This is a genomic window from Ruegeria hyattellae (genome assembly GCF_041537925.1).
GTDB lineage: Bacteria > Pseudomonadota > Alphaproteobacteria > Rhodobacterales > Rhodobacteraceae > Ruegeria_C.
Genome location: NZ_JBGOSH010000004.1, coordinates 254,506 through 267,770, shown reverse-complemented (window position 1 = coordinate 267,770; position 13,265 = coordinate 254,506). Strand labels below are relative to the sequence as shown.

Annotated in this window: 13 protein-coding genes; 4 read left to right on the top strand and 9 right to left on the bottom strand. The window is 60.7% G+C overall.

The features are described from left to right. The first annotated feature begins 76 nt into the window (after positions 1-76). Entirely contained in the window at positions 77-685 is a 609-nt protein-coding gene (locus AB1E33_RS12095; protein ID WP_372577534.1) for a TetR family transcriptional regulator C-terminal domain-containing protein, read from the top strand. A 94-nt stretch (positions 686-779) separates the two neighbouring features. Here the strand turns inward: AB1E33_RS12095 and AB1E33_RS12090 are convergent, their stop codons facing one another. The 7 genes from AB1E33_RS12090 to AB1E33_RS12060 all read right to left on the bottom strand — a co-directional run bounded on the left by AB1E33_RS12090 (position 780) and on the right by AB1E33_RS12060 (position 6,473). Beyond that, on the bottom strand, positions 780-1,313 hold the full coding sequence (locus tag AB1E33_RS12090) for a hypothetical protein (protein WP_372577533.1): 534 nt from the start codon (positions 1,311-1,313) through the stop codon (positions 780-782). Between the two features lie 108 nt (positions 1,314-1,421). After that, positions 1,422-1,640 carry a tautomerase family protein gene (locus tag AB1E33_RS12085; RefSeq protein WP_372577532.1) on the bottom strand — a complete coding sequence of 73 codons (219 nt, stop codon included), beginning with the start codon at positions 1,638-1,640 and terminating at the stop codon, positions 1,422-1,424. Positions 1,641-1,818: 178 nt separating this feature from the next. Further along, complete coding sequence (locus AB1E33_RS12080; protein ID WP_372577531.1) at positions 1,819-2,277, bottom strand: carboxymuconolactone decarboxylase family protein; 459 nt, start codon at positions 2,275-2,277, stop codon at positions 1,819-1,821. Positions 2,278-2,309: 32 nt separating this feature from the next. Beyond that, complete coding sequence (locus AB1E33_RS12075; protein ID WP_372577530.1) at positions 2,310-2,801, bottom strand: RrF2 family transcriptional regulator; 492 nt, start codon at positions 2,799-2,801, stop codon at positions 2,310-2,312. Between the two features lie 119 nt (positions 2,802-2,920). Beyond that, positions 2,921-4,225, bottom strand: a complete 1,305-nt coding sequence (gene preA, locus AB1E33_RS12070; RefSeq protein WP_372577529.1) for an NAD-dependent dihydropyrimidine dehydrogenase subunit PreA — start codon at positions 4,223-4,225, stop codon at positions 2,921-2,923. Between the two features lie 15 nt (positions 4,226-4,240). Then, entirely contained in the window at positions 4,241-5,077 is an 837-nt protein-coding gene (locus tag AB1E33_RS12065) for a class I SAM-dependent methyltransferase (RefSeq protein WP_372577528.1), read from the bottom strand. Between the two features lie 61 nt (positions 5,078-5,138). Beyond that, positions 5,139-6,473: an NAD(P)-dependent oxidoreductase gene (locus AB1E33_RS12060; protein WP_372577527.1), complete on the bottom strand. Its 1,335-nt coding sequence runs from the start codon at positions 6,471-6,473 to the stop codon at positions 5,139-5,141. A 283-nt stretch (positions 6,474-6,756) separates the two neighbouring features. Here AB1E33_RS12060 and AB1E33_RS12055 point away from each other — a divergent pair, with 283 nt between their 5' ends. Together AB1E33_RS12055 and AB1E33_RS12050 are read left to right on the top strand one after the other, a co-directional pair. Continuing rightward, positions 6,757-7,764 (top strand): GT-B fold glycosyltransferase domain-containing protein, encoded by a 1,008-nt coding sequence (locus AB1E33_RS12055; RefSeq protein WP_372577526.1) that lies wholly within the window; start codon positions 6,757-6,759, stop codon positions 7,762-7,764. A 106-nt stretch (positions 7,765-7,870) separates the two neighbouring features. Further along, on the top strand, positions 7,871-9,163 hold the full coding sequence (locus tag AB1E33_RS12050) for an O-acetylhomoserine aminocarboxypropyltransferase/cysteine synthase family protein (RefSeq protein ID WP_372577525.1): 1,293 nt from the start codon (positions 7,871-7,873) through the stop codon (positions 9,161-9,163). 57 nt (positions 9,164-9,220) lie between these two features. Here the strand turns inward: AB1E33_RS12050 and AB1E33_RS12045 are convergent, their stop codons facing one another. Continuing rightward, the gene (locus AB1E33_RS12045) at positions 9,221-9,919 is read right to left on the bottom strand and encodes an SIMPL domain-containing protein (RefSeq protein WP_372577524.1); all 699 of its coding nucleotides are present in this window, start codon (positions 9,917-9,919) and stop codon (positions 9,221-9,223) included. A 164-nt stretch (positions 9,920-10,083) separates the two neighbouring features. Between AB1E33_RS12045 and AB1E33_RS12040 the strand changes: the two genes are divergently transcribed. Beyond that, entirely contained in the window at positions 10,084-12,270 is a 2,187-nt protein-coding gene (locus AB1E33_RS12040) for a hypothetical protein (protein ID WP_372577523.1), read from the top strand. Positions 12,271-12,519: 249 nt separating this feature from the next. Here AB1E33_RS12040 and AB1E33_RS12035 read toward each other — a convergent pair whose 3' ends face one another. Beyond that, positions 12,520-13,179 (bottom strand): CHAP domain-containing protein, encoded by a 660-nt coding sequence (locus tag AB1E33_RS12035; protein ID WP_372577522.1) that lies wholly within the window; start codon positions 13,177-13,179, stop codon positions 12,520-12,522. Positions 13,180-13,265 lie beyond the last annotated feature (86 nt).

Sequence of the window (13,265 nt, the reverse complement as noted above, 5' to 3'; positions counted from 1 at the left end):
CAGTCAAGAAATTGCATCACCTTCATCCCGGTCCAAACGAAAATCCGGCAACTTCGAGGAAAAAACAGACACGCCCATGCCTGCGGACCGCCCCCCCACGCGTATCCAGAAAAAGAACCGCGCCGCAATCTTGGAAGCGGCGCTGAATGTCTTTTCCGCACAAGGCTTTCGCGGCGCGACCGTCGACCAGATCGCAAGTGAAGCAGGCCTGAGTAAACCTAACCTGCTTTATTATTTCCCGTCCAAAGAGGCGATGCACAACGCCCTGCTTGAGCGGCTGCTCGACACATGGCTTGACCCGCTGCGGAAATTGGACGCCGAGGGCGAGCCGCTGGAAGAACTGATGGGTTATGTGCAGCGCAAATTGCAGATGAGTCGCGACTATCCCCGCGAGAGCCGGCTTTTTGCTAACGAAATCGTGCAAGGTGCGCCGCGCATCCATGCGGCGCTGACGCAGGAGCTGAAAGCGCTGGTCGATGAAAAGGTGTCGGTTCTGCAAGACTGGATGGATCAGGGCCGCATCGCCCCGGTTCACCCTTATCACCTGATCTTCTCGATCTGGTCGCTGACTCAGCACTACGCCGATTTCGACGTTCAGGTCCGGGCGGTACTGGGCGACGAAGACCCCTTCGCCACCGCTCCGGATTTCATGGAAACTCTGTACCGCCGCCTGCTGACACCTTGACGAGGCCGCTCTTGGAAGCGCGATAAATCTTACACCAAGACCCCAACCCGAAAAGCCGCATGCTGACGAAGCGGACGTTAACCGGACTAAGTTTCTAACTCGAAAACCGAGCCCGCACAGCGTCCATGTCGAGTTGGTGTTCTGTTAACCTCTCGGCCTCCCATTCACTTCTTTCCGCCTCGAAGAAGTCGCCGCCGTAAACGTGCAAAGCAGCGGTTAGTCTGGGGATTGGATTGGTGACAGAATGGATGATATCCGCGCCCATGGGGCAAACGTCGCCAGTCGACAGAGCCTTTGCACCCGCCGCTTCTATTAGCCCCTCTGGATGGTCCTTGATCCGCCGCCAAAAGATGTTGTCTTCCCGCCCTCCATAGATTCCAATAACAGCCCACATTTCGTGGTTGTGCGGTGGAATGGTCGTGGACGGCTTCCAAGCGAGATTAATGATTGTCAGCTTTGAGGATTGATAGAGCGGAGTGATCCCTGGCTCCGTCGGCTCTCCCAGCGATTCTAGTATTTTCGAAGGATCGGACATCGCGCGCCGCACTACCTCCGCAGCGGATTTGTGCGTCGGGTCTTTCTCCACGGCTTCGCAGCAGTCAGCAATGAAATTATCGACATCGAACATAGGCTATCCCCCCGTTCTTTACCTTATCACAAGCAAGAAAACGAGTCTGCTCCGGGCTCGAAGCGGTCATGAGCGGTTCGCCCACCCAAACACCATCCATTCTCCCGGCTACCCCTTCGCCTTGACTTCAAGTGCGCGGTTCGTTGTCCAAATGGACTCCGAACCTCCCCAATGGCCACTTTTTACCTCGTGGACGCGCACAGAAATCATCTGCTCCATTGTTTTCCCGGCTACCGCTCCAAAGGCTTTGGCTGTTCCAGAAATCATTTGGGCTTTCTCCTCATCGGAGAAAACTCCTTCAAGTACATGAATGTCGATCAATGGCATTTTAATAACCCCGCATTCTAGCTGTGATCTCGGTTTGTCTGGCACTTTATTAAGCCTCGCAAGCAATGTCTGCTTCGGGCTCAAAGCAGACCTAGGAGCATCCGACACATCATACCGCCTCGGAAATGCGATACCTCCCCTGCCAAAGCGGCGGCTTTGCGTGATATCGAGGGATGGGTCAGGCCGCCACGGAACGAGGCGCGGCATGGACCGCGCGGAACGCCACGGATAGCCGATTCCAAGTGTTAATCATGGTGATGATGGCGGTCAGCTTGACGATTTCATCTTCGGGAAACTGCGCCTGCGTCGCGGCAAATAGCGCATCATCTGGCGTGTGATCGCCCAATTTGGTCAGCGCCTCTGTGAACGCCAATGCGGCGCGTTCGCGGTCGGAATAGAGAAAGCTGTCATGCCAGGCGGAGACCAGATAAAGCCTCTGCTCGGTCTCGCCATCTGCGCGGGCCTCGCGTGTGTGCATATCGATGCAGAAAGCGCAGCCATTGATCTGCGAGGCGCGCAGTTTGACCAGGTGCATCAAGCTTTTTTCAAGCCCGCTGCCCTCGATCGTCTCGTTGAGCGCTACAAAGGCTTTCATCAGTTCGGGGGCCATGGCCCAATGGTTCAGACGCGGTTCCATTATTGGTCTCCTTCTTTTCGAAATGGACGGGATCAGGGTCGGCAATTTGCTTCGATAAAGCGACAGCCTCGGGCGATGTCGCGCGGGTCGCCGGTTTTGGCATAGCCGCGAATCAGGCTGCTGATCCGGGTTTCGGCCAGCGCCGCGCGATAGGCATCCTCGGCGCGCAGCATCGCCAGATTGATCCCGCAGGGGCTGGGAAAGGCCGCCGCATCGGGCGCGTCCGGCCCCCGACGCCGGATCTCGCGGCAGCGAAAGGCGGGCGCGTCCCCTTCAACCGCCAGCACGATGTCGAGCAGGGTTATGTCCTCTGGCGTCCTACTCAGCCGATAGCCACCTGTCGGACCGGAAATCGAGTCGAAGATACCGGCGGCCACGAGCTGTTTGAGGTGCTTGACCAGATAGCTCGCCGAGACGCCATGATAGGCTGCCAGGGCGCTTGCGGGCATGACCGCCCCGCCCTGCAACCCGGCCAGCATCGTCGTGCAATGAATGGCCGCCTCGACCCCGTCACCCAGCTTCATCCAGATCTCCTAATTCGTGGATATTATTTATCATGGATACGTTTTATCCGCAATAAGTTTCGAAAAAAGCGGCGCCGAAATTCGACGCCGCTCTCTCTGGATCAAACGTAGTTAGGCGCTTATTCCGCAGCTTTCGCCATCGGGTTGTTGGGATGCATGGTCCAATTGGCGTATTTCTCTTCAACCCGTTTGCCGGTGCGCGGATCTACCGAACCCGGCTGCATCTGCTCCATCGTGATGCACCCCTCAACCGGGCAAACATCAACGCAAAGGTTGCATGCCACGCATTCTTCGTCGATCACTTCGAACACCCGATCCGCGCTCATCGAAATCGCCTGATGCGACGTGTCTTCGCACGCCGCGTAACAGCGGCCACATTTGATGCACTGATCCTGATCGATCTTGGCCTTGGCGATGTAGTTGAGGTTCAGATACTGCCAGTCGGTGACATTCGGCACCGCCTGCCCGACGAAATCGCGCACATTGGTGTGACCCTTTTCGTCCATCCACTTGCTCAGACCGGTTGCCATCTCTTCGACGATCTTGAACCCGTAGGTCATCGCCGCCGTGCAAACCTGCACATTGCCACATCCCAGCGAGATGAATTCCGCCGCGTCGCGCCAGGTGGTGATCCCACCGATACCCGAGATCGGCAGGCCATGGGTGTCTGGATTGCGCGCGATCTCGGACACCATCGACATGGCAATGGGTTTGACCGCCGGGCCGCAATAGCCGCCATGGCTGCCCTTGCCGTCGATCGAGGGTTCGGGACTCATCGTGTCGAGATTGACGCCGGTGATCGAGTTGATCGTGTTGATCAGCGACACCGCATCCGCGCCGCCGTTTTTTGCGGCCGCCGCAGGTTTGCGAACATCGGTGATATTCGGCGTCAGTTTCACGATCACCGGGCGGTCATAGTATTTCTTGCACCAGCGGGTGACCATTTCGATGTATTCCGGCACTTGGCCAACGGCGCTGCCCATGCCACGCTCGCTCATCCCGTGGGGACAGCCGAAATTAAGCTCGATCCCATCCGCGCCGGTCTCTGCCACACGCGGCAGGATCGCCTTCCACGCGCCTTCCTCGCAGGGCACCATGATCGAGGCGATAAGAGCGCGGTCGGGGTAATCCGCCTTGACCCGCGCCATTTCCTCCAGATTGACCTCCAAAGGACGGTCGGTGATCAGTTCAATATTGTTCAGGCCCAGCAACCGCCGGTCCGCTCCATAAATCGCTCCGTAGCGTGGCCCGTTCACGTTCACCACTGGAGGCCCCTCGGCCCCCAGTGTTTTCCAGACCACACCGCCCCAGCCCGCCTCGAAGGCGCGGCGGACATTGTATTCCTTGTCGGTCGGCGGGGCCGAGGCCAGCCAGAAGGGGTTCGGAGATGTTATTCCTAGGAAATCTGTCGTCAGATCGGCCATGTAGCGGGCTCCTTTTCAGACTGGCTTGCGGAAGATCAATTCAAACGGAGCGATCAGCCCCGCCTGAACACAGGTGACATAGTTCTGAATTTTCTCGGCAGCAGTGTCGCGCATCAGCAGGTGGATGCCGACCGGTGGTGGTCCGCCAGTCTCTTCGATGCGGGCAAAGACCGCCTTGAAGAAGTCGAGCGCGAAATCCTTGCGGTTGCGGATCGACCGGAAGGCAAGCCCTGCCGCCTCGCCCGCTTCCATATAGGCGGCCGCAGGTTCGACGAAGGAAAAGGCAGGTTCCTCGGCCCATGGGAAGGGGAAGGTCAGACCGCCATCGGCGTCCATCCGCATCACGTCGAACAGCGCGAAGGTACCGCCGGGGGCCAGCACGCGATACACCTCGGAAAACAGCTTTGCCTTGTCAGGGACGTTCATGCCCACATGGAACATGGTCACCAGATCGATCGTGTCCTCGACCAGGGGCAGATCCAGAACGCTGCCGCGCAACAGCTTGACGCGGTCACTCATACCCACCAGGTCGTTGAGCCGGTTACCGGTTTCCACATAACTTGGGGTCAAATCTACACCGGTAACAAAAGCGCCTGATTTCAACGCAATATGCCGCGATGTTCCACCAATTCCGCAGCCAATATCCAACACCCGCGTATGCGGGGTGATGGTCAGTTGATCCAGCAACTCGTCGGTTGCTTTCACCCCGCCGGTATGAAACTCGTCAATCCCCTTGAGATCCTCTGGCGCGGGGGTATCCGGGTTGGCGCCGGCCGCGCGCAACCCGTCGCGAATCCGCTCCAGCAGATCGTCGGTGGTGTAATGCTCGGCGACGTCTTTCTCGATCGTCATCTTGGCCTCCTGCTGCTGCAATGGCTCATTGTAGCAGGTTTTGCATCGTGGGCGCAGGCGGTCAGGCCCGCAGCACCTCGTCGATATCCATGGCGGCGTCACGCCCCTCGGCCACCGCTGTCACGGTCAGATCCTCGCCGCCCGCGGCACAATCGCCCCCGGCCCAGACGCCCTCGACCGAGGTGCGGCCCGCGCCGATCACGGCGATCTTGTCACCAATCAGATGCAACGCATCGGGCACGCCTTCCAGCCTCTGGCCGATAGCCTTGAGAACCTGGTCCGCCGGAAGCCGTACACTCTCGCCGGTACCTTGCAGAGCGCCATCAACGCTCGCAGTGTATTCCAGTTCGATCTCTGTGGCGGCGTCCTCGCCATGCACCTGCTTGGGCTGAACGTTGAACATCAGCTTGACCCCTTTCGAGGTGGCCAGATCCTGTTCGAATTTGCTGGCACCCATCGCGCTCGCGCCCCGTCTATAGGCAACCGTGACATGTTCGGCACCCAGCAGTTTGGATTTCACCGCCGCATCTATCGCGGTCATGCCGCCGCCGATCACTACCACATGACGCCCCACCGGATGTTTGAGCAGATCATCGGCCTGACGCACCTCTGAGATGAAATCGACCGCATGGTGCACGCCGGGCTTATCCTCACCCTGGGCGCGCAGTGCGTTCACGCCTGCAAGCCCAACAGCGAGGAACACCGCATCGAAATCTTCGCGCAGCCCATCCAGTGTCAGACCCTTGCCCAGCGCTTCGTTACATTCGACGGAAATGCCGCCGATCTTGAGCAGCCACTCGACCTCGGCCTGGGCGAAATCATTCGTCGCCTTATAAGCCGCGATGCCGTATTCGTTCAGACCGCCGGGTTTGGGGTTGGCGTCATAGATGGTGACCTGATGGCCCAACATCGCCAGCCGATGGGCGCAGGCCAGACCCGCAGGCCCCGCCCCCACCACCGCCACGCGTTTGCCGGTCTCTTGCGCGCGCGAAAAGGGGTGTTCGCCGGTTTCCATCAGCACATCGGTGGCAAAGCGCTGCAACCTTCCGATCTCGACCGGTTTTCCCTCGGCCACCTCGCGCACGCAGACCTCTTCGCAAAGCGTCTCGGTCGGGCAGACCCGGGCGCACATACCGCCCAGAATATTCTGGCTGAGGATCGTTTCCGCCGCCCCTTCCGGGTTTCCGCCCTGGATCTGGCGGATGAAGAGCGGAATATCGATATCCGTCGGACAGGCAGTCACGCAGGGCGCATCATGGCAGAAGTAACAGCGGTCCGCCGCCACCGCCGCCTCATGCGGCGCGTAAGGCGGATGCAGGTCGCTGAAATTCGTCTCGATCTCTTCGCTGGATAGCCGCCCGGCCAGAATGCCGGGTGCTGTCTGGCCATGCGCCATGACGCTCTCCCTGAGTTGTTGTTCTTGTACCCAGACTGCCATATCTAAAAATTTTATCAATTGGTAAAATTTAGACAGGCACGAAAAACTGACCATTTCGGCGAAATCCGCGCCAAATTCAGCCAGCAAGGGTCAAAAACCAATCCCTCGCTTACGCGATTGACCCGTACAGCCCTCGACTCTTAACCGCAAATCGGGACTTTTGAGAGCCCGATCGCTTGCCTATAGTGCCATCAGGCAGCAAAAGCCGCGACAGCATCAAAACACGCGGCAGGGAATACGCATGGCAGGCAAGCAGTCGACAACATCGCAGACCTTCAACGTGGTGATCATCGGCCAGAACAACCGCCTGCAATATGAGGCGCTGCTTTTTGCCGCCTCCTTGCGGCACAGCTCGCCAGAACTCCTAGGTCGACTGTTTGTCGCCACACCGCAGCCCGGGCCACGCTGGTCGGGTGACCCGAGCCTGCGCAATCAGGCCATGCTCGAGGCGCTGGACCGGCTCGGTGCCGAAATCCTGCCATTCGAGAACAAAGTCTTTGGGCAGTCCTACCCCCATGGCAACAAGATCGAGGCGCTGATGGCCCTGCCCGAGGGTGAGCCGTTTGTCTTCTTTGACAGCGACACGCTGATCACCGGCGAGCTTGCCTCGGTGCCCTTCGACTTCGACCGGCCCGGCGCCTCGCTCAGATGCGAGGGCAGCTGGCCCGAGCCTACGCTTTACGGGCCGGGATACGCGGGGATCTGGAAATCGCTCTATGATCGGTTTGGACTGGATTTCGACAGCTCGCTTGATCTGAGCCAGCCGGATGAATACTGGCGGCGCTTTCTCTATTTCAATGCGGGCTTCTTCTACTACAAATGCCCACGCGCCTTTGGTGCGCGTTTTCTGGATTATGCGAAATCGATCCGCGATGACCCGCCGGACCAACTGATCTGTCAAAGCCTCGATCCCTGGCTTGATCAGGTCGCCTTGCCGCTGGTCATTCATTCCTTCGGTGGTGGCCGCGATGCCTTGCCCGAAGGTTATCTGGACGGCGCTGTCAGTTGTCACTACCGCCTTTTCCCGCTGCTCTACGCGCGCGAGGCAGATCGCGTGATCGAAGTGCTGGAAGAGGTTGCCGCCCCCAACAAGATCAAGAAAGTGCTCAAGCAATATGAGCCGATCCGCAAGCTGGTGTTTCAGCGCAAGGGCGCGAAAGTGCGGGCGCTCTTTGATCGCGACAACCTGCCCCGGCGCGAACAGGCCATGCGCAAGCGGATCAGGGAGGCCGGGTTGTGGCTGCGTTGAGCCGGGCCCTTCCCGCACCTGCCACAGGCAGGGCACAGCCGCGTTGTGCGAAGGGGAAGCATGGCCTACAGATTGCATCAACCAATTACCAAAGGGAGTTTATTCCATGTCCGACGGCCCCAGCTACGGCTTTGACACCTTGCAGATCCACGCGGGCGCGCGCCCCGATCCGGCAACCGGCGCGCGGCAAACGCCGATTTATCAGACCACCGCTTATGTGTTCCGCGATGCCGATCACGCCGCCGCGCTCTTCAACCTGCAGGAAGTGGGCTATATCTATTCCCGCCTGACCAACCCGACAGTGGCGGTTCTGCAGGAACGCATCGCCACGCTGGAAGGTGGCGCCGGGGCGGTCTGCTGTTCCTCGGGCCATGCGGCGCAGATCATGGCGCTGTTCCCGTTGATGCAGCCGGGCTGCAACGTGGTGGCCTCGACCCGGTTGTACGGCGGCTCGGTCACCCAGCTCAGCCAGACCATCAAACGCTTCGGCTGGTCGGCGACATTCGTGGATACCGACGATCTGGACGCGGTCAAAGCCGCCATCAACGAGAACACACGTGCGGTGTTCTGCGAGTCGATTGCCAACCCCGGCGGCTATGTCACCGATATCCGCGCCTTGGCCGATATCACTGACGCGGCGGGTCTGCCGCTGATCGTCGACAACACCTCGGCCACGCCGTACCTCTGCCGCCCGATCGAACATGGTGCCACGCTGGTGGTGCATTCGACCACCAAGTACCTGACCGGCAACGGCACCGTGACCGGCGGCTGCATCGTCGATTCCGGCACCTTCGACTGGTCGGCCAGCGACAAGTTCCCCTCGCTCAGCCAGCCCGAACCCGCCTATCACGGACTTAAGTTTCACGAGACCTTCGGGCCGCTGGCCTTCACCTTTCACGGCATTGCCATCGGGTTGCGCGATCTGGGCATGACCATGAACCCGCAAGGCGCGCATTACACGCTGATGGGGATCGAGACGCTGAGCCTGCGGATGCAGCGCCACGTGGAGAACGCCGAAACGCTCGCCGCCTGGCTCGAGGCGGATGACCGGGTTGATTACGTCACCTATGCCGGTCTGCCTTCGTCACCTTATGCTGACCGGGTCAAGGCGCAATATCCCAAGGGTGCCGGCGCGCTGTTCACCTTTGCGGTCAAGGGCGGCTATGACGCCTGCGTCAAGCTTGTCAACGCTCTGGAAATCTTCAGCCATGTGGCCAACCTGGGCGATGCGCGTTCGCTGATCATCCACTCCGCCTCGACAACGCACCGGCAGCTGACGCCCGAGCAGCAAGAGGCCGCCGGGGCCGGTGCCAATGTGGTGCGGCTCTCGATCGGGATCGAGGATGCGGACGACCTGATCGCCGATCTCGATCAGGCGTTGGCCAAAGCCACCTCCTGATCTGAATGCCTTGGCTTCTGCGGGTTAACCAAAAACCCGCAGAAGCCAGAGGTCGCATCATTCGCCGATGGCAAACACCATCGCGACAGAATTGTTGTAGCTGACCTCGCCCGCCGCAACCGGCACGCTGCCAGCATCAGCGGCAAACTCGGCACGCGCCATTATCGGACGGCCATTGCCGCCATGTTCGTTGATCGAAACCACTTCGCCCAGTTCGACGCCCGCCGCTTCTGCCAACTGGCGGGCCTTTTCCATCGCGTCTTTCACCGCTTCAGCCCGGGCCTGCGCCAACAGCGGCTCGGGATCGCTGACCGAGAAATTCAGACCGCGCAATTCGTTGCTGCCATCAGCCACCACGGCGCTGAGCGTCTGACCCAGACTGCCTAGATCGCGCACCCGCACTAGAACCAGGTTCGAGGCTGCGAAACCGGTCAGTTCTCGTTCCTGCTGCTGCGTCTCGCGGTTCACGATCGTGTTCCAGATCGGATGCAGCGACAGGTTCTGGGTCTGGATATCGCTCTTGTCGATGCCCAGCCCGGACAGCCGTTCCAGTACCACCGCCATCGCCTGCGAGGTCTGATCCATCGCCTCCTGCGCGGTATCGGCCTGATGGCTGACGCCCATCGTCACCGTTGCCACGTCGGGAGCCGCGGCAACCGTTCCTGTGCCAGTCACGGAAATCCGCCGCTCATCGGCCTGCGCCATTCCGGCGGTCGCGGCCATTAGCACCGCAATCAAAAAAACCAGTGTTCTCAAGGCTCTCTCTCCTCTTGATCCGGGGTCATAGATGGGTACGCGGTGCCCCGCTTGGCAAGAGGTGGCGGGGGTCTTTTTCTTTCCCTCGGCATGAACCTGCTCTAAACTCGCCCCGCAGGCCACCTCTTCGGCGGCAGAATCGAGCTGGACGGTATCGCCGAAACATGAAACCCGCCTTTGCGCTGTCATTGTCCTTCGAGGGCATTTCCCTTCTGCACCGGGCCACCGGTGGTTGGCGCGTGGTGGGCGAGGTCGCGCTAGATGTCCCGGATCTGGGTGCGGAGCTCGCCGCGCTGCGCGACGGGGCATTGCTGCTTGAGCCTGAGATTCTGTGCAAGCTGGTCCTGCCGGACGATCAGATCAAATATCTCAGCGTCGAGACCCATGGCTTCGAAGGCGATGCGCTGACCCACCTCATCGACGGGGCTGTGGACAGCGCCACCCCTTATGACATTGACGATCTGATTTACGACATTGCGCCCGAGGGCGAGGTCATCCATGTCGCGGCCGTCGCCCGCGAGACCCTCGCCGAAGCCGAAAGCTTTGCCGCCGAGCACGGGTTCACGCCGGTCAGTTTCGTGGCCGCCCCGCGCGATAGCAGCTTTCCGGGTGAGCCTTTCTTTGGCCTGTCGCACACCGCGCAGGACTGGACCGGCAGCCAGGCTGTCGAGACCGACGCAAGCGTGGTGGTCGATATCGGCCCGGTTACGCTGCCGGATCCCGCCTCCGAGGTGGAGGAAACCAGCCCTCCTGCTGATTCCGCTCCGGCAGCGGATCCCGCCCCACCACCCTCGGAGGAACCGAAACCGGAGCAGCCCGAGGCGGTCATGGTTGAAGAGGCCCCAATGGCCATCGATCCTGTCCCACAGCCTACCTCTGAGCCGCCTGTGCCGACGCGATCCGATCCGCCACCGGCCCCCGTCGCGCCGCCGAAACCGGAACCGGCACCGGACACCGAACCGAAGAAACCGCGCCCTCTTGGCCTGATCCTGACGCTGGCGCTGTTGGTTATTCTCGTGTTGGTGGGCCTTTGGGCAACGCTGTTTCTGGAAAAACCTATCAGCAGCCTGTTCCGGTCCGAACCCGACCCGGTTCATGCCGCCATCGAAGAGCCGTCACCGGACCTGACCGATGAGCCATCGCCCGACCTGATCGAAGTGCCGTCGTCGGACCTGATCGAAGTACCGTCACCGGACCTGCCCGAGGAACAGGCAGCAGCGACCGAACCGCTCGACAATGACGCAACAGTGGCCGCGGCGCAGATGCCCACGGCAACCGAAGAGGCCATCGCGGACCTGATCGACACTCTGCCCGCGCCGACCGAAATCCCAGAGTTGAGCGACACCGACACCGCCGTTCTGGATGCGTTGGCCGACCAAGACCTGCAGCCCGATGATTTCCCCCTGCCGGAAATTCTGGATACCGAGGCGCTTTATGCCGAAACGGGTCTGTGGTCCGGCTTGCCCGCCGGGCCCGAAGCACCCGCGCCGGTCACGCTGGACGATCTCTATGTCGCCTCCATCGACCGCACCGACCTTTCCCAAGACCCTATCGCGCTGCCGCCAGCGGCGCAGCTCGACACCGATCTCAGGGCCGTGGTGCAAAGCGCGCCCGCCATCGCCAATGCCGGGTTCGATCTGGACGCGCGCGGTCTGGTCGAACCCACGCCCGAAGGCGCCCGCAGCCCCGACGGCATTCTGATCTATCTGGGCAAGCCTCCGAAGGTGCCGCCGGAAACACCGCTGCGCTTCGAGGCCGAACCCGAGATCGACGAGACACGCGACGTTCTGGCCCAGAAGCGCCCGCGCCCACGTCCGGACAACCTGCTGGAGTTGAACGAGCGCGCCCGTCTGGGCGGCCGGTCGCGCGCGGAGCTGTCCGGCATCCGGCCAAAGTCGCGCCCGGACACGCTGAAGATACAGGAACAGGTGGACGAAATCGTGGCCTCGGTCGAACTGGTCGACCCGGTCCCGCGTCCCCGCCCGCGTCCGCAGGGACTTGCCAAGCACGGGCAGCAAAGCTCCAACCTCGGCTCGCTGGCCAATCTCGACCAGCAAACCCAGATCAGGACGGTTGCGCCCAAGGTGGTGAAGCCAAGCCGCCCCTCGCCGACTTCGGTTGCGCGGCAGGCCACGGTCAAGAACGCCATCAGCCTACGCAAGATCAGCCTGATCGGCATTTTCGGCACCACGTCCAACCGCCGTGCGCTGGTGCGGATGCCCAACGGGCGCTACAAGAAGGTGAAAGTGGGCGACAGGATCAGTGGCGGCCGCGTCATCGCCATCGGCGACAGCGAATTGCGGTACCAGAAAAGCGGTCGAAACGTGACGCTGAAAATGCCCAAGGGGTGATCTCTGCTGTTGCTCTCTCCGAGAGATCACTACGGCGCACTGGCTGTTTGGGCACACAAAGCCGGAGACTTCTACTTTCTTGCCGAGACCCGAATATGCGTCATTCGGAGCGCTGAACAATGGCGCCGGAGAACTGCCCGAGGAACATCGCCGCTGGTTTTTGAAGAAAGCAGCTGGGACAACTCGCTGATTAACACAAGACAAGTCGCCTGCGTCGCAATGCGGGACGATGCCGCCGTTCGGCTTCCCTCAACGGAAAGCTAGTGTCTGCGCTTCATGACCGAGGCGAGAATCGCCTGTGGCGCATTCCGCTGGTTCGCGGCAGGCACGATAGGACTTTGGGTTGGGCGACTCGTCGACATTCGGATATATGAACCCGTTCACCGGGTAGGAACTGCCATACCGGCCCGGCTGGCTTTCGACCCGCACCAGCGTCCAGTCATTGTTTTTGGACACGTCCTTGACGCCCATTTTCAACGATACCCTGTTGCGGTACCAGTTGGCGTGGTTCACGACGACTTCCCGGTCGGTGACAATATCGGACACGACCGCCACATGTCCCAGCGGCATCCCGCCGGTCGCCCGAAACGACATCACCGCACCGACAACCGGTTCCGGGCCCCGCTCAAACATATTATGCGCCTTGCCCCACCAGTCCTTGGCGTTGCCGCGAATTTCGATGCCGCTGAGGTTTCGTGCGTACGGCACGCACCACACCCTCTGCCCCCGGGCCCGCTTTTGCGCGACCTCGCGCAGCGCCATTGACTGACGTTCCGGATTGAGATCCGCTTCGGTCGGGCTTTGGGCACAGGCAGAGACAAGACCGCAAATCCCCAACGCAATCGCGGTTCGGGTGATGCCGGACAGGCGCGGCAATATCGTATTGGTTTTGCGGTCGCTGTTTTGCAAGAAGCTTCATTACCGGTGGCAGACTCACGGGGTTTTAAGGGGATTTGATCGGATATGAAAAGAGACTTACCAATTCCCCGGCAAGA

Bases quoted from the DNA above. Each gene is read 5' to 3' on its own strand.
- AB1E33_RS12095 (WP_372577534.1), top strand. From the start codon at position 77: ATGCCTGCGGACCGCCCCCCCACGCGTATCCAGAAAAAGAACCGCGCC.
- AB1E33_RS12090 (WP_372577533.1), bottom strand. From the start codon at position 1,313: ATGTTCGATGTCGATAATTTCATTGCTGACTGCTGCGAAGCCGTGGAG.
- AB1E33_RS12085 (WP_372577532.1), bottom strand. From the start codon at position 1,640: ATGCCATTGATCGACATTCATGTACTTGAAGGAGTTTTCTCCGATGAG.
- AB1E33_RS12080 (WP_372577531.1), bottom strand. From the start codon at position 2,277: ATGGAACCGCGTCTGAACCATTGGGCCATGGCCCCCGAACTGATGAAA.
- AB1E33_RS12075 (WP_372577530.1), bottom strand. From the start codon at position 2,801: ATGAAGCTGGGTGACGGGGTCGAGGCGGCCATTCATTGCACGACGATG.
- preA (WP_372577529.1), bottom strand. From the start codon at position 4,225: ATGGCCGATCTGACGACAGATTTCCTAGGAATAACATCTCCGAACCCC.
- AB1E33_RS12065 (WP_372577528.1), bottom strand. From the start codon at position 5,077: ATGACGATCGAGAAAGACGTCGCCGAGCATTACACCACCGACGATCTG.
- AB1E33_RS12060 (WP_372577527.1), bottom strand. From the start codon at position 6,473: ATGGCGCATGGCCAGACAGCACCCGGCATTCTGGCCGGGCGGCTATCC.
- AB1E33_RS12055 (WP_372577526.1), top strand. From the start codon at position 6,757: ATGGCAGGCAAGCAGTCGACAACATCGCAGACCTTCAACGTGGTGATC.
- AB1E33_RS12050 (WP_372577525.1), top strand. From the start codon at position 7,871: ATGTCCGACGGCCCCAGCTACGGCTTTGACACCTTGCAGATCCACGCG.
- AB1E33_RS12040 (WP_372577523.1), top strand. From the start codon at position 10,084: ATGAAACCCGCCTTTGCGCTGTCATTGTCCTTCGAGGGCATTTCCCTT.